Below are 18,808 nucleotides of genomic sequence, written 5' to 3'. Positions count from 1 at the left end.
CGCCCAGGTTCACTTCGATCTCGTCGTTCGATGAGCAGACTTCCAGCCACGACGGGTAGCCGCCTCGGACGAGCACCAGGACCTCACCAGGGCACTCGTCGGTTCCGGTGAAGAGTCGTACATCTGCGGCCACGATGGTGCCCGGGCCGGTCGCTGCGGGCGCAGCCTCGCCGGCCGGTATGCGGCCTGCTCACAGGTGGGCGTCCAGGAAATCCCCGAGCGCTGTCCTGGACATCGGACCGCTCCCGGCCCCGATCGCCTCGCCCCGATCGATCAGCACGAAAGAGGGCGCGCCGGTGACACCGTACCGCCGTACGGGGCCGGGGCACCTTGCGATGTCGGCCCGCATGACGATCAGCCGGCCCTGGTAGACGTCGGCCACCTCCCGCACCAGGGGATCCATTTCCTTGCATGCTGCCGCGGCCTTGGGCCACACCCCGTGGAAGTACGCGAGCACCGGCACGTCCGCCCTCGCCAGGATGAACTCGAACTCGGCTTCCTCATGGGGTCGTTGGACCCTGTTCGCCATCGGCACTCCTTGACGCTCCACTCGATGCGAGGCAGTGGGTGCCTCCTTGTGTCTCCCGGCCGCGACGGCCGTACCGCCCGTCAGTGGGCCCTGCGCGCTCGGGCGGCCTTGCGGGCCTCCGCCATCGTGCGCGCCTCCGCGGCCTTGCGGGATTCCTTCGGCGGGCGGCCCGCGCGGGTACCCAGACCCCGGAACGCCGCGTTGCCGGTCTTCGCCCCGTCCTGCACCGGCGGGCGCTTCGCGCCTGTGATGCTGGTCAGCCTCTCCTCGCCGGAGCGAACCTGAGCGACCGTGGGCCGGATCCCGGCATCCGACATCATCCGGTTCACGTCCCGGCGCTGGCCGGGCGTGACCAGCGTGACCACGCTGCCGGACGCCCCGGCACGCGCGGTGCGCCCGCCGCGGTGGAGATAGTCCTTGGCGTCGGAGGGCGGATCCACGTTGACGACAAGGTCCAGGTGCTCGACGTCGATGCCACGGGCAGCGACGTTGGTGGCCACCAGCACCGTGATCTCCCCGTCCTTGAACTGGGCCAGCGTGTGCGTGCGCTGCGGCTGCGACTTCCCGCTGTGCAGAGCACCCGCCTGTATACCGCTGCTCCGCAAGTGGCGGGTGAACTGGTCCACACCGTGCTTGGTGTCCAGGAACATCAGCACCCGCCCGTCCCGAGCCGCGATCTCGGTGGCTGTCACGTACTTGTCGGCGGGATGGACGTTCAGTACGTGGTGCTCCATCGTCGCGACCGAGCCCTCCGCCCGGTCGACCGCGGCGAACACCGGCTCACTCAGATATTGCCTGACCAGTTGATCGACGTTGCGGTCGAGCGTCGCGGAGAACAGCATCCGCTGCCCGCCGGGGGGCGTCCGGTCCAGGGTCTCCGATACCTGCGGCAGGAAACCCATGTCGCACATCTGGTCCGCCTCGTCCAGCACCGCGATCCGCACCCGGTCCAGGTGGCAGTCCCGCCGGGCGACGAGATCGGCCAGCCGTCCCGGCGTCGCCACCACGACCTCGGCACCCGCCCGGAGCGCCGCCACCTGCCGGCCGATCGCCAGCCCGCCGACCACAGTCACCGAGCGTAGGCCGAGCGCTTCCGCGTAGGGAGCCAGCGCCTCGCTCACCTGCTGAGCGAGTTCCCTTGTCGGCACCAGGACCAGCGCGAGAGGGCGCTTGGGTTCGGCGCGGCGGCCCGCCGTACGTGCGAGGAGCGCAAGCCCGAAGGCGAGGGTCTTCCCCGAGCCGGTCCGCGCGCGGCCGAGGACATCCCGGCCGGCCAGCGCGCTCGGCAGGGTGGCCGCCTGGATCGGGAATGGCTCCCGTATCCCGAGCCCCGCCAGCACCCCCATCAGCTCGACCGGCAGTTCCAGCTCCGCGAAGGACCCGGCCGGCGGGAGGCCAGGCGCCGGTGCCCCCGGCACCGAGAGCTCGCCCCGCGGGGCCCTCCCCTGGTCGGACCTGCCGGGTCCGGAGCGACCGGAGTCCGACTGCTTCGCCTTCATTGGAGGTTCCTCGTTTCGGCGCCCTGAACGGACCTGGGCCCGTACCTTGTCCGGCACGGGCCCAGGCTCTCTGCAAGCGTGACCCAACCTTACCAGCGCGGGCCTCGCGCCGGCCGTCCCGCGGCCCGGCCCGGCACCCGCCCCAGGAATCGGCACGCGCTGAAGGCCGGTAAGCCGCTCGACATCCGGGATGCTCCTGCCGAGCGGTACAGGGGTTCCTGCCGTAGGTGGGCGGGCGCTGGGCGCGATTGCCCCGCGGCTGGAGACCATGGCGGGCACGGTCGGGACGCGGGCGATCGGGGAATTCGGGATCGATGTCTCGCCCTTGCACTGACACATGACCAGCATGTCCGTGCACGGCGCATACTCGACCGAAGGCCAGGACGCCGATTTACCGGTGAGAGCGTGATGCGCCCCCGCTGACGTCCCTCGACGCCGCCGCGCCCGTCCCCCACCGATGAATCCGTAGATCACTTCACATCATTCCGGGAGAACCCTATGACCGTGAGCAAGAACATCAACAACCCTGTGGGCATGGGCGGCGGCCAGCGCAAGAGGCTGTCCCGCGCCGAACGGCAGAACAACGGTCCGCACCGCAACCTCGACCGCCAGAGTGCGGCCGACCGGAAGATGGAGCTGGTACGCAAGATGCGCGAGAAGGCAGCCGCGTCCGAGGGCGCCGGGCAGACGGACAACGACACCGCACAGAGCTGACGCACCGCCGCCGCAGGGCGGCACCGCACGGGGCAGGGCCAGGACCTCGACGCACGGTCCGGGCCCCGCTGCCGTACCGGGATCTGCGGCCGTACCGAACGCGGCCACTCCCGCTCAGCTCTCGGCCGACCACCAGCGTCTCAGCCGACCACCCGGGGATGGGCGTGCCACTACGTGCCATTCAGGACGGTGAACAGCGATCAGCTGGGGCCCGAACGAGGCCACTGCGGCACGCTCCCCAGGGACGCGTTTCCCAGGTCAGAGGCGGGCAAGCCTACGCAGTACCGGGTGATTCCCAAGCTCAGAGCGCGAGTTCGGCTCTCGTTACTAGTGGACCTCAATCGGGTAACTCATCCGCAAACGAAGGGAATAATTCATGGCCTGGAACAAGATACCCGCCAAAGACGATATGGATCTACTGTTCCAGCCGTATTACGCACGCACAAATACACTGTATCCGCTCCTCAAGCCGACAGGGGGGATGATATTTAGTGCGATAGCGTCCGAGCTCGACCGCGCCGGAACAGAATTATCTATACTCAGAAAGACCGCGCTGTTCAGTGTGGCCATGTCAGAAATCATTCACGCTCTCGCACTGCGCGAAATAACAGAACACGAACCTGAGATCGGAGATTGGTTCGTCCATTCAGGCACCACAATCTATCGCCCGCTTGAATCCGGAAACAAGGAAGCCTCAATACCTCTGACCACTCGCACAATCAGAGGAACCGTGCGAGACGAGTGCAACATTATAGCCAGCGCTTCTATCAATATGACCGGCCGCGACGACGTTTCCCTCGTGATTGGAAGATTGCTCTCACACTCCAAATTTGACCTTGTGGCGGCTGGCTACCGCGAGCCATCAACCAACGTGGCTATGATTCGCCAGCCAAGAACCACTCGCAATGGGCTCGGCATTTCCGATCTTAAAGCGCTTGCAGCGGGAAGACACTGGGGCGACATGCTGCCAGAATTCCTCGCTCCTGGAATTGCAGACGGTGAACTACTTTCTATGGCCATACTGGACACCATCTCCCGCTTTCAGACAGCAATTGAGGAACAAGGAGGATGGAAGCTCCTTTACGACGATAACCAAAAGGTGTTGCACGAGCGCCAACATCAAGGAATGTTCCAAATCTTCTCACGCCTAACTTTCGGCGCCTTGAAGATTCACATTGACGCAAACCCCGACCACGGAAGCGGCCCCACAGATTTCACAGCTAGACTGAATAAAGCAACAGCAATCATCGAGTTCAAGAAGGACGATAAACTTCAAGAAGTACGCCACGGAATATCGACACAGCTTCCCATATACATGAAATCGGCAGAGGCCACCCAGGGGTATTATGTCGTAATGTGCCACCGGAGAGACCCAGAAGAAGTCACCGCCGCCCTAAGAGTCGAATCGGAACGGAATTTCGATCCCGACTTTCCTGAAATAAATGCAATCATAGTGGACTGCCGACGCCGAATTTCTGCTTCCAAGGCCCCGACACGATCTGGCATTGCCGATTGAGGTTTCTCCCGCACCTGCTGGTCGCAGATCCGAAACGGATTTCAGCTCACAACAGCTGGTCTTCGTCGCGGGGACAGCTCTCTGAACCGCAGAGGGCTCGGCCCGCCCAGTCAGACCACGTCACATTTGGGCCAACTCCGCGCAGGCTCTGCCTTGTGGTGCGACTGTCTGGATACAAGGATGCGAACCTTAGCGGGAGCACACCGCTCCGTGGCCCTGAACGCGACGTCCCTCGTCGTGCCGGCCCAGGCAGCCCGAGCCGTCTTCGTATCCGTCCATTCACAGGCCAGCCCCATCCCAGCCCTTCAGTGCGGTGCACCAAGGTCAGAAGCGGTCAATCCAAGCGACTCCAGCACAGCTCATCGCTCAAATAACCCCTGGTCAGGTACGTGTGGAGTTCTTAGGCACCGTGGATTCCCAAGCTCAGAGCGCGAGTTCGATTCTCGTCACCCGCTCTTCCACTGGGCCCCAGGTCAGCGACCTGGGGCCCAGTTGTTATCTAGACCTCTCTTGGTGTCGCGTGCCAGACGTACACCAGAGGGTGTCGTCGCGGCCGCTATCGGGCTGACACACGCCCGGGTCTCGGAAGCGAGATCCATGGCATTAAGACGCCGGCTCCGTCGTGTGCGGGCTGCTGCCCTGTAAGTGCGCGCCAGCCTTGAACGATCTTGGTGACGCGGCCCAAGAATGAGATCCTGTTCGCATCTGCGTTCTGCGAACGCGGCGTCTCACGGGGGGACTTCGCACTGTGGCTGTAACTGTGCCCGATTGGGCCGACACCCTGCTTGACGTCATCGGCGTCAACTGGCCGAACGTCGACGAGGACGCTTACCGGGACATGGCCGACTCCCTCCGGGAGTTCGCCGGGGACATCGAGGACGACGGTCACCTCGCCAACCAACATGTGCAACGTTTGCTGTCGTCCGGCCACGGTGAGGCCATGGACGCGCTGAACGGTCACTGGGGCAAGGTCAAGAACAAGCACGTCAAGGACATCGCCGGTGCCGCCCGCACGATCGCGGGTGCTCTTGACAACGCCGCCGCAGCGATCGAGGCCATGAAGTACGCGGCCCTCGTCCACCTGGGTGTCCTGGCCGGCAAGGCGGGAATCTCCATGGCCCTGATCCCGGTCACCGGCGGGCTGTCCATGCTCATCGGCGCGGGGGCGATCGCCGTCGCCCAGCAGGCGATCCGCCGCATCATCAAGGAGTGCATGGAGGAGGTCGTCGGCTACATCGTCTCCGCGATGACCGAACCGGCCGTCGCCGCACTGGAGAACATGGCCGCAGATCTGGCGGTGCAGATCGGCGCCAACGCGCTGGGTATCCAGGACGGCGTCGACATGAACCAGGTCGGCCAGTCGGGCAAGGAAGGCTTCCAGGAGGGTGTGGGGGGCGCCAAGGACTCCCTGCAACTCGCTTCCGCCGGCGCCGGACCCGCGTCCGGCAAGGGCGTGCACATCGAGCACCCGGAGCACGACCGCGCCGGCACCAAGCTGAACCTGGTCAGCATCGACATCCACGGCAAGACCGCGGGCAAGCTGGCCAAGGCACGGACACACCACGGCCGCACGCGGGGCAAGGACGACATCGCCGGGGCCCTGGACCCCGTGGTCGACAAGGCGATGGGAGCCCTCGGCAAAGCCAACAAGGCGATGGGCGATCACCTCGGCAAGGATCTACCGAAGGCGGTCAAGGAGATATCCGAGAACCAGAAGAAGATCGACCTCGACATCAAGGACAGCTTCGCCCGGCAGCCCAAGGTCCATCAGGACGACGGCGACGGCGACCCCCGCCCAGGAAAACGCCCGGACTCCGCCCGCACCACACCGGACTCCCTGAAGAACGCCAAGGACGAGCCACGCCGTAACGGGATCTCACTGGACAAGACAACCTGTGAGGGCGACCCGGTGGACGTCGCCACCGGCGAGATGGTGCTGCCTCAGACCGATCTGTCCCTGCCCGGTGTCCTACCTCTCGTCCTGCGCCGTACGCATCTCTCCGAATACCGCTACGGCCAGTGGTTCGGGCGCAGTTGGGCATCCACGCTGGACGAGCGGATCGAACTCGACCCGGTCGGCGGAGCGGTCTGGTCACGCGAGGACGGCTCCCTCCTCATCTACCCGCGGCTACCACTGCCCGACGACACCGAAGGCGTTCTGCCCCTGGAGGGCGCCCGTCTGCCCCTGGTGTACGAGGGACAGGACAACGGAGAGACCACCTACCGAGTCACCGACCCGCACTCGGGCCTCACCCGTTCCTTCCGGGGCGGCCCGTACCGCACGTCACCGGCGTACTGGCTCAGAGAGATCGAGGACCGCAACCTCAACCGAATAAGCTTCGCGCGCCTCGGAGACGGCACTCCCACGGTCGTCGCCCACTCCGGGGGCTACCGGATCACCGTGGCCGTCGAGAACGCCCGGGTTCGTGAGATCGCCCTGCGCACCCCAGACGGTCCGGTCACCGTCATGCGCTACGACTACGACCCCCGAGGCAACCTCGACGCCGTCATCAACTCCTCGGGCCTGCCGCTGCGATTCACGTACGACCCGGACGCCCGCATCACCTCCTGGACCGACCGCAACGACTCCACGTTCCGCTACGAGTACGACGACGCCGGCCGTGTCGTCCGCACGATCGGCCCGGACGGCTACCTCTCGTCCACGTTCGCGTACGACACCCACCCGGAGACGGGCGACCGCGTCACCCGGTACACCAACTCCCTGGGCGCGACCAAGGTCCATCACTTCAACGACCTGCTGCAGGCCATCGCGGAGACGGATCCGCAGGGCGGTGTCACTCGCCGCGTCTTCGACCGCTACGACCGGCTCCTCTCCCGAACGGATCCGCTCGGCCGGACCACCACGTACACCTACGACGATCACGGAAACGTCACCCGGATCGAGCACCCTGACGGCAGCTCCGCCTCGGTCGAGTACAACGACCTGAACCAGCTCGCCGCCGTCACAGGCCCGGACGGCACCACGTCGCGGCAGGAGTACGACGACCGAGGCAATCCGACACTCTTCACCCGTCCGGACGGGTCCACAACCCGACTCACCCACGGCCCGAAGGGCCAGCTCACCGGTGTCGACGACTCCCTGGGCGCGCTGGACCGGGTGCACTGCGACGCAGCCGGCCTTCCCCTGGCCATCCGCGGCCCGCTCGGCACAGTCAGCCGGTACACCCGCGACGCCTTCGGGCGCGCGGTGAAGATCACCGGTCCGCAGGGCCATATCACCGAGATGGAATGGACCGTCGAGGGCAGGCTTGCCCGGCGTACGGGGCCGGACGGAGCGCAGCAGTCCTGGGCCTACGACGGCGAGGGCAACTGCCTCGTCCACACCGACGCGGCAGGCGGCGAGACCCGCTTCGAGTACACCCATTTCGATCTCGTCTCCGCCCGCACCACACCCGACGGCGCACGCCAGGAGTTCACGTACGACTCAGAGCTGCGCGTTTCCCGTGTCACCAATTCCCAGCGCCTGACCTGGGACTACACCTACGACTCGGCGGGACGCCTCAGCTCGGAGACTGACTTCGACGGCCGCTCTCTCAGTTATACGCACGACGCCTGCGGGCATCTCACCTCCCGCACGAACGCTCTGGGCCAGACGATCCGCTACACGCGCGACACGGCGGGCCGAGTCACCGCCAAGGACGCCGACGGCACGGTCACGCGCTTCACCTACGACGTCCACGGCCGTCTCGCCTCGGCGACGGGCCCGGGCACCGAACTGTCGTACGTACGCGACAGCTCGGGCAGGATCCTCCGCGAGATCTGCGACGGCCGCGAACTGAGCAACACCTATGACGAGGCCGGCCGCCGCACTCGCCGGGTCACCCCTTCCGGGGCTGTCAGCACGTGGTCCTTCCCCGTCGGACTGCTCGCGGAGCTGAACGCTTCGGGGCAGCAAGTGGTCTTCGCGTTCGACGAGACGGGTCGCGAGACGACCCGCCGGATCGGTGACGCGCTGACCGTGGAGCACGCCTACGACCCTGCGGGCCGCCTGACCGACCAGCGTGTCCGCGCGCCCGGCGACCAGATACTCCAGCACCGCTCGTACACGTACCGTGCCGACGGCCATCTCACCTCGGTCGATGAACTGACCGGCGGGCACAAGCGGCTGGAGCTGACCCGAGACGGCCGGGTCACGGGTGTCACCGCGGAGAACTGGTCCGAGCGGTACGCGTACGACGAGGCCGGGAACCAGACCACGGCAACCTGGCCGGGCGCGGACGACGCCACCGGCTCACGTGAATACGCCGGGACCCGCATCAGCCGGGCGGGCGGCATCCGTTACGAACACGACGCACAGGGCCGCGTGGTCCTACGTCAGAAGGCCCGCCTCTCCCGCAAGCCCGACACCTGGCGCTACGGCTGGGACGCCGAGGATCGTCTGGTGTCGGTCACCACACCTGACGGCACGCGCTGGCGTTACCTCTACGACGCCCTGGGGCGCCGCACCGCCAAACAGCGGCTGTCCGCGGACGGCACGACGGTCGCCGAGGAGGTGACCTTCACCTGGGACAACGACACCCTCTGCGAACAGACCACTTCCGTAGCGGGCTCCTCGGACTCCGTTGCCCTGACCTGGGACCACGACGGCGTGAAGCCGGTCACCCAGGTGGAACGACGGCTCGTGGACCAGTCGGAGGTCGACCGCCGCTTCTTCGCGATCATCACCGACCTCATCGGTACGCCCCGTGAACTCGTCGACGAGCAGGGCCAGGTGGCATGGCACACTCGCGCCACCTTGTGGGGCACCACCTCGTGGAACCGCGACGCCGACGCCTACACCCCACTGCGTTTCCCCGGCCAGTACTTCGACCCGGAATCGGGTCTCCACTACAACCGCCACCGCCACTACGACCCGGAATCAGGCCGCTACCTCTCAACGGACCCTCTCGGCCTGATCCCGGCCCCGAACGCGGTCACGTACGTCGACAACCCCACGCGGTGGATCGATCCGCTGGGGCTGGCCGGCTGTCCCCACCGGGCCGCGGAGCCCCGGCACAGTGTGGTGCTGGGGGTGGACGTACCACCGGACCGGGCTTCGGAATCGCTGGCACGGTACCTTCGCAACGACCCCTCGGACTCCGAATACGACCGAACCCGCGGCAGTGACCCGGGAGCACACACCTACAACGGTCCGGACTACGCCGGCCGGGAACCCGGTGGCCCGGTATGGATGACGAACGTGATGGATGCCGTCGGGGACCGCGGTACCACTCTGTCGATCACGCTCGACGGAATGCCCAACAGTGGCGGCAAGATAGGGAACTGGAGCTCGCCCGAGGACATTGTGGACGCGTTCCAGACAGCGGCGCTGCATGGAGCTCAATTCGACAGCAAGCATGAGGACAACTACCCGGGCCGAGGCGACGGCACCGCCTGGGAAATGAGCGAAGTAGCCTACGCAGTACGCAACTACGACGGAGCCGCCGCTTGGGGAGACCCTGATGACGAACGTCCTGGTCGACCGTGGGAGGAAATCCACTGGTACACCCGCGATGAAGAGGGAGGCTACACGGAAGTCAGCGTACCCAAGCCAGACATTCCAGAGATAAAGCCGGACCTGTCGCGTCTACCGGAACACTTGAGGTAAGGAAATATCATGGCGCTCAATGAAGAAGCCCGGAGCGCGGCTGAGATCGTGGCTGCGGAGTGGTCCGCTGTGCTGTCTTACGGACCCGATCAAATCGATCTGGCCGTGCCCCGAACTGCTTACGCCCACCTGTCCTTGCGACAGCTCTATCCCATGGTCAGCCACGGCGTTCTGTACCTGAGCCGGTGCACCCAGTGGCCGTGGACACGAGACGTCGGTACGGCCTATCCGCTGGTCCAGGGTGGTTACCGAGTGCGTCGCGAGTCCGACAAAACCCTCCTCGGCGAGGTCGACAGCGTTGAAGAGGCATACGAATTGATCGCCGCCAATCTTCCTGACGGCTGCGGGCCGGCAATCGACGGAACCCCGGACGATCTGTGACCGTGACCCACTTTCGCAAACCTCGAATCTGCGCGCATTCGCGACGTGACTCAACATCGTAAAGCCCTGGACCACCGGATGGCCAACATCGGTAAGGACGCGCGAGCACATCGATGTCTGAGGGCCGGATGATTACCAATCTCAGAGCACGAGTTCGATTCTCGTCACCCGCTCCACGACGAAGGGCCTTCTTTGTCGTCTAGACCTCTCACGCCCCCTCGCACCACTTGCACACCACTTGAGGGCGACCCGCGTCACGCACACCTCGGCCGGACTGCGTACCTGCCGTGGTAGCTACGATCGCGCCAACTCCCTTTCCAGCCCGCGAAGTTGCGTGGTGAAAGGTGGAATGTCATCTGCTCCACGGGGCCGTCTCCCCGGTTGAAGCAGCCGCGCTGGGGGCCGACATGGCACTGTGTCGGCCCCCTGATGCGGGTGTCGGAGAGCGCCACCGGCCTTTGGCGTGTTCGCAGAGGACGAGGAAGCGGTGCCGGGGGCCCTGCAAGGAGATGGACAGGGCCCCCGGTGCTTGTCGTAACGGCAATGGTTGACGGGAACCGCCCCTGACGGGAAACAGTTGGCCCGCTTACACCGTGGCCGTGCCAACCCTCACCCAGGGCTCGGAGGCCGGGTTGGATTTCGACACGTGCAGTTCAACGAGGATGCGCACAGCCGGTTACTGCGAGGGCCCAGTGAAGCTCAGGATGGACGCGGTCAGCGAGCGGGGCGGACGGCCAGGCACCCGGGACGGTCGGCAGTCAGCCTGTTCTCTGTACGACGGCGGGGCCGGGCTGCGCCGGGACGATCGCGGTGCCTTCACCTGATGAGCCCGGCTCGGGGCTCACTGCCAGACGCGCAGTACGCCGCCACAGCCGCCCCAGGGACTGGTAGAAGCGGTCCGGGAGGAACGCGGCATCCGCGATGATCATCGCGCCGGAGAAGAGCGGTAGTCCCATGAGTACCGCGATGCCGATGTGCATGCCCAGCAGCAGGGTCAGGACGGGGTACTTGAGCCGGCCGAACAGGACGAACGGGAAGGCGACCTGTAGCAGAACGGTCAGGTAGCCGACGACCGCGATCAGCATCACGTGGCCGTCCGCCATGAGGGACAGAGCGGGCCAGGGCCGGAACAGGTCGAGGTTCAGTACGTAGTGGAGAGCCGTGCCGTTGCCCCAGACGGCTCCCTGCACCTTGTACAGGCCCGCGGAGCCGTAGAGGATGCAGATCTGGGCGGCGATGACGAACATGCCGCAGTTGTGCAGGACCGTGACCAACGTCTTTCGCGCATCGCCGAGTTGACCCGAGAGTCCGGTTCCGCGTGAGTCGGCCGGCCGCTTCGGCGCACTGTCCCGGGAGGCTCGGAGCCGGGCCCTGCGGGCGTCGAGGGACCAGCGTCGGCCGCACGCGGTGAAGACGAGGTAGACGGTCATGAGGAGGATGAGGTTGTCTCCTCCGTCCGTCATGAAGATCGACCTGGCATGGAACGAGGAGACCACCACGGCGAACAGCACGGACACGGCTCTGGTCCGCCAGCCCAGCATGAAGAGCGCGGATGTCACCACGGCCAGCGCGTAACAGACCTCGAAGTACGCCCTGCTGTCGGACAGCGTCAGGATGCTCGCCCATTCCGTCTGGTCGAGCAACTGCTTCGCCAGTGCCGGCGTCCACGCCGCACCCGGCCCCCAGATCTCGTCGCGGTGGGGGAACTCGCGCAGCAGGAAGACGAGATAGAGCAGGCCGTACCCGATGCGCAGCACCGCCGCGGCGTACAGGGACACGGGCCGCTCGGTAAGTCTGGCCGAGACAGCACCGGCCCGGTGGAGAAGCCGCGAGCCGTCCGTGTGCCCTCGTGGGCGGGAGCGGGGACGGGGTACGGATGCCGTGACCGGCTCTTGTTCAGTTCCCATCGGAGGTCACCTTCCACCAGGGGAGGACACGGATGTCGCTCGGCGCCGGTGTGGTCCTGGCCGCCGGGCGGCCGCCATTCGCGGTGGCGGGCGGGGCGATGGGCAGACTGGTGACGCGAAGCTGAATGGACTCGAAGGCCCCACGGCGATGGGCGGCGACACGGTCCGCCGCGATATTGCGCAGATACTTCTGGATCATTACGGCGCGCTCCGAACGCGGCTCGTCATCGCTGCCGTGCAATTCGGTGTAAGAGGTCCAGGCCCGGCGCAGCATGTTCTGTGTCGTATGGCTCGGGAAAACGTTGTGCTCGACCGCTGAATCATCGACTCCGCTCAGATCGAACCATGTGCTCACCCGCACGGTGTTGTCCGCGGTGAGGTGCGCCGTTCTCGCCGAGATCTGCCGGTTGATCGACTCGGGTTCCGGTGCGAAGAGCCGCCAGTTCTGCTCGAACAACGGATAGACCCACGCGGTGACCTGCCGACTGAACTGCTGGGAAACCGGGTTGGGAGGGGCCACATGCAGAAACACCATCAGCACATGGATCAGAGAAACCGCCAGGCACAACACCACGGCCGCGCCGAGCCCCGCCTTCAGCGGACCAGCCGGCCTTGACGGACCACGGGCCGCAGGTGATTCTCCGGACGATCCTGGTGAGGCCGGCCCAGCACCTGTCTTCTCCCGGTCCTTCACATTCACTGATTCAAAGCCACCCGGCACAGCCCCACCCGGCCTTCCCAACTCGGCTGTTCACCTGCGTATTTCCTGGACCTTCACCGGTGGCGCGGGACGGAATCGAGGACGACGTTCCGTCGCGCGCCACCGGTCCTGCTCGCACTCTCAGCCGTTGAAGCCCTCGGGCTCGCCAGGCTGGTCGCCATGGCCCTGGTCACCGGACATGTCCGGCTGGTCGCCGTAGCCCTGGTGGCCTTCCCAGCCCTCCGGCTTGCCCTGGTCGCCGTGGTCGCCGTGCTCCGGCTTGCCGTGGTCGCCGTGGTCGGGCTTTCCGTGGTCGCCGTGGTCGCCGTGGTGAGGCGGCTTGCCGTGGTCACCGTGGTCACCGTGGTGAGGGGGCTTCCCGTGGTCACCGTGGTGGGGAGGCTTGCCGTGGTCGCCGTGATCACCGTGGTCGCCGTGGTGAGGCGGCTTCTCGTGCTCGCCGCCATTGCCGCCGGTGACGTTCCCGCCCGTGATGTCGCCGGTGACGTTCCCGCCGGTGATGTTGCCGGCCGTGTTGCCCGCGACGATGCCGCCCGTCAGGGCACCTCCCAGAAGGCCGCCGTTGGTGACGCCACCCGTCGTCAGGCCACCGAGAACCCCGCCGAGCAGGCCGCTCGTGGCGCTGCCTGATGTACCGGCGCTGGTGGTTCCGGTGGTGGTTCCGGTGGTAGTTCCGGTAGTGGTCCCGGTGGTGGTAGTGCCGGTCGTGGTGGTTCCGGTGGTCGTGGTCCCCCCGGTGGTGGTACCGCACTGCGGGCGGGTGATCCTGTTGGTGTCCAGCGTCACCGAACCATTACGGGCCAGCGCCCGGCCGTCGATGCTCGCGTTCGTGGTCACCGAGATGGAGGTCAGGGCCATGATGGTGCCCACGAAGGTGGTGCCGGTGCCCAGCGTGGCCGAGCTGCCGATCTGCCAGTACACATTGCACGGTGAAGCGCCGTTGATCAGGAGCACCCGGCTGGCGGACGCCGTGGTCAGACCCGAACCGACCTGGAACACCCAGACAGCGTTGGGGTCGCCCTGGGCGTCAAGGGTGAGGGTGCCGGTGAGCCCGAGCGTCGACGAGGCGGTGTAGACGCCCGGAACGAGGGTCAGACCACCGGCGTCCGGCGGCAGGGCGGCATCCGTGGCCTGTCCGGCGGCGTTGTTGTACGCCGCGACGAGGTCCGACTTGGCCTGAAGGGCAACCGCGTCCGCGGAATGCTGAACCCCGTTCACCAGACCCGGAGGGAACCCGCTGATCGCCGTTCCCGGACTCACGCCGAGGTCCCCGGTGATCACCGAGGGACCGGTGTTGGTGACAGACTGACCGGCCAGAACCGCGAAACTTGTCGCCGTACCCAGCGGCACGGGAGTGGCGAGGGCATTCGCCCGCGTCGACGTAGCGGCGATCACCGTGGCGGCGAGCACCACGGTAAGTACCGACCAGGCCCAGGCCGACATCGTGCGTCTTAGCGTCACGACAGGAAGATTCAACGTCATCGAGAGACCAACTCCTGAGTGGGACGGTGGCGTAGCGGGCACTTCCCGGGTTGCACAGCCCGTCTTTTTCTGTCGTTGGGATACAACACCGATAAGTGCGCGGCGATACGGCACATATGGGTGATCTATGCGAATTCGCTATTCAGCCTCTATCCGAGGAAATCACTCTCGGGCGTGGCGCGAGCCAAACGAGCCCATGGCTTGCGAGACTTGGGGGATCGGGACTTCCTCTCCGCGAGAATCCGGAAGAAACATTTCTTCTTCTGCGAACCGGGACCGGAATGATCATCACGCGATGAAAGCGAACTTGTCGCCACGGATTTATTCGCCAGGACGCGGAAAGGATAAGTGTTATTACATTTCCATCGTTCAGCAGGGTGCATTTCATCCGGAAACGCGACGGATGTGATTTCTCGTCATCCCCGCGGAGGGTCTTCCGTGCGCCGTACGGCGACTGAATACCGCAACGCCACGCGGCGAGCCCCAGTGGCGAACCCGGCTGGACGCTGCCCAGGTTTGCACGCCGGGTCGGCGCGGACATGGCAAGCACGCTGGGGTGCTGGGCTATCGGGGGTGAACGTGTTCCATTACCTGGGGCCGGAACAGTCGCGGTGGACGTGGGACCACGATGGTGGCGAGGAACTGTACGGCGCCACAGTGCGTGCGTAGGCGCCTGCTGCTGAGAAGACGATGGAGTACCCGTCTCCCGAGCCGGGGACCGCCCCGGCATCGGCGTCCGGTCCCCACCCGATCGCGTTCAGCAGCGGGGTCCAGGAGGAACGCTCTCCTCCAGCGTCGCGATTCGCGATGATCGAGTCGGTCGGCATCCGGCCGCAGGTACGGGCTGACATCGGGTTTCAGGTGCCGTGCTCCCCTTGCGCCCCGGGGTCACACGTGGGATGGCGAGCACTCGATGTCGGCGACCGCTGTGACCGCGGAAGGCGCCTGGCCCGGTGCGGAGCCCGCGGACTCGTCGAGCCCGCGGGCGGTGTGGATCCGCAGCAGTCCTTCGATGCCGCGCAGCAGGGTCTCGCCGGCCAGGACGGGGTCGCCGAGGCAGCCGGCGCTCATCGCGCCGTCGCGGAGCATGACAAAGTGTCGCCCGGCGTGCTCGGCCTGTTCGGCCGTGATCGTGGCGAACAGTGCGGTGACCGTCTGCAGGAACCATTCGCGGTGCTGCACGACGGCTCGGTGGACCGGGTTGCCGGGGTCGGGGAATTCCGCCGCCGCGTTGAGGAAGGCACATCCGCGGTAGCCGGGTGAGCGGATCTGCTCGACCAGCGACGTACCGATGCCTCGGAGGATGGCGTCGGTCGGCACGTCCGTGGACATCAGAGAGCCGATCTGACTGCGGATCGCCTGGTCGACGCTTCCGATGTAGGCGAGGGCGAGGTCGTCCTTGCTTCGGAAGTGGCGGTAGAAGGTGGCGTTGGTGACCTTCGCCTCGGCGACGAGGCGGTCGACGCCCACCGTGTGGATGCCCTCCGCGTAGAAGAGCTGCCCGGCGGTCCTCAGAAGCCGCTCCCGGGCCGCCGAGACCCGCCCGCCAGTGCCTGTGCCGGCTTCCGTCCGTGTCATGCCACCCATGGTAGCGGGTAGAACGCTCTCTCTTGTTTTCACCGAAGGGGTGTGCCAGGCTGCGCCCAAGGGAGAACGTTCTCTCTACCTGCCTGCACTCACTGGAGAATCCCATGGCATCCACCGCCTCCGCCGAGCACGTCGCCGCCACACCCGCCTTGCGCCGGCTGTACGTCATCCGCTTCGCCTTCGCCGCCGCGTGGGCCGTGCTTCTGATGGTGTCCGGCTCGGACCTCACCCTCGGAGCCCAGCTGTTGCTGGTTCTCTATCCGGCCTTCGAAGTGGCCGCGGCTGTCGTCGATGCCAGGTCCGCGCGCGCCGCCGCACCGGTCAGGGGCCTGTACGCCAACATCGCCGTCAGCTTGCTCGCCGCCGTCGGTATCGCGGTCGCCGGCACCTCGGGCGTCGCCGACGTGCTGCGCGTCTGGGGCGCGTGGGCGGTGCTCTCCGGGCTGGTCCAGCTCCTCGTGGGCGTCGCGCGCCGGCCGATGGGCGGACAGTGGGCCATGATCATCAGCGGCGGCATCTCGGTGCTGGCCGGCGCGGCCTTCTTCCGAAGCGCCTCCCAGGACGACCCTTCACTGACCGCCCTCGCCGGCTATGCCACGCTCGGAGGGATCTTCTTCCTCGTCTCGGCGTTCCGCCTGTCCCGCTCGACATCGATGCCGTCCCGGTGACCATCATCGGGAGCACCACAGCAGGCGGCCGACGCCGAACAACCCGTACCGGATGACCGAACTGCCGGCGAGGGACGGTCCTTGCCTCGTCGAGATGTCCGTACAGCGTGAACCGGGCCGGGACGTGATGACCTCGGCGGTCTGCCGCGCGGTCTACTCGCGCTCGCCGCAGAGCCGTTGGGCGAGGACCGCACGGTCACAGGTGGGCCCGGGGTGGCGTCCGGCCACTCGGCCGCCGGCCCCTGGTTACGACGAGCCCCATGGACGACGTCGTGCCCGGTGAGGACGAGATCGACCAGCCGCTTCGCGGACCCGGTCAGAGTGCGGGGGCGTCGGCTGCCGTGCGCACCAGTTCAAAGGACTGGTCGTAGAGGGCGACCACGTCGGCCTCGCCGCGTGCCTTGGCCCAACTGCCCATCGCGGCGGCGACGCAGGCGAACGCGACGATGATGACGGTGCGGGCCCCGTGGCCGGCGCGTCCTGATCGCCACGCTGACCACCCTGGCACGCCTCCGGCGCGCGGTCGTCCGATGGGCAGTCCTCGGCTGCTTCGCCGAGCAGCGTGTGTGCGACGGTGCCGTGAAGGAGGCCAGTGTCTGGCAAGGACATGGCCCAGCGCCGATACCCCCTGCCACCTCCTCGACGGCAACGGAGAGGTGGCACTGATCCAGATCGCACCACTGCCGCACCAGCAGAGGCGGTGAACCACGCCAATCGGAGCCCGTCACGGCCGCTCCACAGAAAAGCCCCAGGTCAGATGTCTGGGGTTTATTTGCTTGTCTAGACTTCTCAAGGCCCGCGCGCCATTTCGCGTGCCACCAGTGCCCGCATGGGGCGTCGTGGCGTCGGGGCGTCGGAGCCGACGTGGCGCTGAGGTGTGCAGGTCGCGCCTGTACCTCGTTGGCGTTGAAACGCCGACGTCCGGAGGGTCGAGCGGGCATGCCGGGAACAGTCGGTCCGGCCGGCACGGTTGCAACCGAGGGACCGGCGCCGTACGGGCGGGGAGCACGGAGACCATGAGGTCGTCCGCCCCACCGGGATCCTGGCCCAGGATCACGGTGCGCCCGCCGCGTACTCGGACCAGCCGCGTACTCGGACCAAGACGTACTTCTGCAGGAGGACTGTTTTTCATGACCGACCGGCCTTTGACGCTCATGGCAGTACACGCCCACCCCGACGACGAGGCCACCGGAACCGGAGGGGTCCTCGCGCGGTACGCGGCGGAAGGCATCCGCACGGTGCTCGTGACGTGTACCGACGGCGGTTGCGGTGACGGGCCGGGGGGTGTCAAACCGGGCGATCCCGGGCACGATCCGGCGGCCGTCGCCTCGATGCGCCGTCAAGAACTCAAGGCGAGCTGTGAGGTCCTGAAGATCAGCGAGCTGGAGATGCTGGACTATGCCGACTCCGGGATGGCGGGCTGGCCGAGCAACGACGCCCCCGGATCCTTCTGGCGGACCCCCGTGGAGGAAAGCGCCGCCCGGCTTGCGGAACTCATACAGCACTACCGACCCGATGTGGTCGTCACCTATGACGAGAACGGCTTTTACGGCCACCCCGACCACATCCAGGCCCACCGCATCACGATGGCGGCGCTGGAGATGACCGCGCTGACACCGAAGGTGTACTGGACGACGATGCCCCGCTCGATGATGCAGCGGTTCGGGGAGACCATGCGCGAGTTTCAGGAGGACATGCCGGAGCCGGATCCTGCCGAGGCCGCCGCGATGGCCGAGATCGGCCTCCCCGACGCTGAGATCACCACGTGGGTGGACACCACCGCGTTCAGCGGTCAGAAGTTCGACGCGCTGGCCGCGCACGCCAGTCAGGGCGAGAACATCTTCTTCCTCAAGATGGGCAGGGAGAGGTTCGGCGAGTTGATGGGCATGGAGACCTTCGTACGCGTCAAAGACGCCACCGGCGCGGCCGTGCCCGAGAACGATCTCTTCGCCGGACTGCGCTGATCCGCCCGTCCGACGGGGTCCGGGTCCGGGGTCCGGGTCCGGGGTCCGGGGTCCGGGAAAGCTCATCGGCCTCGACGGACCTGCCGTCCCCGTCTCACTCCGGCAAGCCGCCGCATCCAGGTGGACCATCACTCCAGGTCAGAGGCCATGGTCCGGCCGAGGTTCGGGGTGATTCCCAAGCTCGGAGGGCGAGTTCGATTCTCGTCACCCGCTCCACAAAGGAGGCCCAGGT

General features: G+C 66.6%; 13 protein-coding genes. 6 read left to right on the top strand and 7 right to left on the bottom strand.

What is annotated here, in order from left to right; translation table 11 throughout:
- Window positions 1-190: 190 nt before the first annotated feature.
- On the bottom strand, window positions 191-529 hold the full coding sequence (locus CU044_RS05095) for a thioredoxin domain-containing protein (RefSeq protein ID WP_129767231.1): 339 nt from the start codon (window positions 527-529) through the stop codon (window positions 191-193).
- A gap of 80 nt (window positions 530-609) precedes the next feature.
- Entirely contained in the window at window positions 610-2,028 is a 1,419-nt protein-coding gene (locus CU044_RS05090) for a DEAD/DEAH box helicase (RefSeq protein WP_129767230.1), read from the bottom strand.
- A 498-nt stretch (window positions 2,029-2,526) separates the two neighbouring features.
- On the opposite strand from CU044_RS05090, the gene CU044_RS05080 reads away from it, so the two are divergent.
- The 4 genes from CU044_RS05080 to CU044_RS05065 all read left to right on the top strand — a co-directional run bounded on the left by CU044_RS05080 (window position 2,527) and on the right by CU044_RS05065 (window position 10,247).
- Window positions 2,527-2,742: a DUF6243 family protein gene (locus CU044_RS05080; protein ID WP_129767229.1), complete on the top strand. Its 216-nt coding sequence runs from the start codon at window positions 2,527-2,529 to the stop codon at window positions 2,740-2,742.
- A 376-nt stretch (window positions 2,743-3,118) separates the two neighbouring features.
- A complete protein-coding gene (locus CU044_RS05075; protein WP_129767228.1) occupies window positions 3,119-4,258 on the top strand; it encodes a hypothetical protein in 1,140 nt (379 codons plus the stop codon).
- A 748-nt stretch (window positions 4,259-5,006) separates the two neighbouring features.
- Window positions 5,007-9,866 carry a DUF6531 domain-containing protein gene (locus tag CU044_RS05070; protein ID WP_240045356.1) on the top strand — a complete coding sequence of 1,620 codons (4,860 nt, stop codon included), beginning with the start codon at window positions 5,007-5,009 and terminating at the stop codon, window positions 9,864-9,866.
- 9 nt (window positions 9,867-9,875) lie between these two features.
- Entirely contained in the window at window positions 9,876-10,247 is a 372-nt protein-coding gene (locus CU044_RS05065) for a DUF6193 family natural product biosynthesis protein (RefSeq protein WP_129767227.1), read from the top strand.
- A gap of 758 nt (window positions 10,248-11,005) precedes the next feature.
- Here CU044_RS05065 and CU044_RS05060 read toward each other — a convergent pair.
- From CU044_RS05060 to CU044_RS05045, 4 genes are all read right to left on the bottom strand, one after another.
- A complete protein-coding gene (locus tag CU044_RS05060; protein ID WP_129767226.1) occupies window positions 11,006-12,154 on the bottom strand; it encodes an HTTM domain-containing protein in 1,149 nt (382 codons plus the stop codon).
- Window positions 12,144-12,854 (bottom strand): DUF5819 family protein, encoded by a 711-nt coding sequence (locus tag CU044_RS05055; RefSeq protein WP_240045355.1) that lies wholly within the window; start codon window positions 12,852-12,854, stop codon window positions 12,144-12,146. Before CU044_RS05055 ends, CU044_RS05060 begins: the two co-directional genes overlap by 11 nt.
- Window positions 12,855-12,995: 141 nt before the next feature.
- Window positions 12,996-14,357 (bottom strand): ice-binding family protein, encoded by a 1,362-nt coding sequence (locus CU044_RS05050; protein WP_129767225.1) that lies wholly within the window; start codon window positions 14,355-14,357, stop codon window positions 12,996-12,998.
- An 888-nt stretch (window positions 14,358-15,245) separates the two neighbouring features.
- On the bottom strand, window positions 15,246-15,944 hold the full coding sequence (locus CU044_RS05045) for a TetR/AcrR family transcriptional regulator (protein ID WP_193563879.1): 699 nt from the start codon (window positions 15,942-15,944) through the stop codon (window positions 15,246-15,248).
- A 104-nt stretch (window positions 15,945-16,048) separates the two neighbouring features.
- Here CU044_RS05045 and CU044_RS05040 point away from each other — a divergent pair, with 104 nt between their 5' ends.
- Window positions 16,049-16,612, top strand: coding sequence for a hypothetical protein (locus CU044_RS05040; RefSeq protein ID WP_129767223.1), 564 nt, complete (start codon window positions 16,049-16,051; stop codon window positions 16,610-16,612).
- A 316-nt stretch (window positions 16,613-16,928) separates the two neighbouring features.
- Here CU044_RS05040 and CU044_RS05035 read toward each other — a convergent pair whose 3' ends face one another.
- Window positions 16,929-17,120 carry a hypothetical protein gene (locus CU044_RS05035; RefSeq protein ID WP_129767222.1) on the bottom strand — a complete coding sequence of 64 codons (192 nt, stop codon included), beginning with the start codon at window positions 17,118-17,120 and terminating at the stop codon, window positions 16,929-16,931.
- Between the two features lie 622 nt (window positions 17,121-17,742).
- Between CU044_RS05035 and CU044_RS05030 the strand changes: the two genes are divergently transcribed.
- Window positions 17,743-18,576 carry a PIG-L family deacetylase gene (locus tag CU044_RS05030; RefSeq protein ID WP_129767221.1) on the top strand — a complete coding sequence of 278 codons (834 nt, stop codon included), beginning with the start codon at window positions 17,743-17,745 and terminating at the stop codon, window positions 18,574-18,576.
- Window positions 18,577-18,808: the final 232 nt, after the last annotated feature.

Source organism: Streptomyces sp. L-9-10 (assembly GCF_004151105.1).
GTDB lineage: Bacteria > Actinomycetota > Actinomycetes > Streptomycetales > Streptomycetaceae > Streptomyces.
The sequence above is the reverse complement of the archived record's forward strand: the minus strand, read 5'-3'. Positions and strand labels throughout refer to the sequence as shown.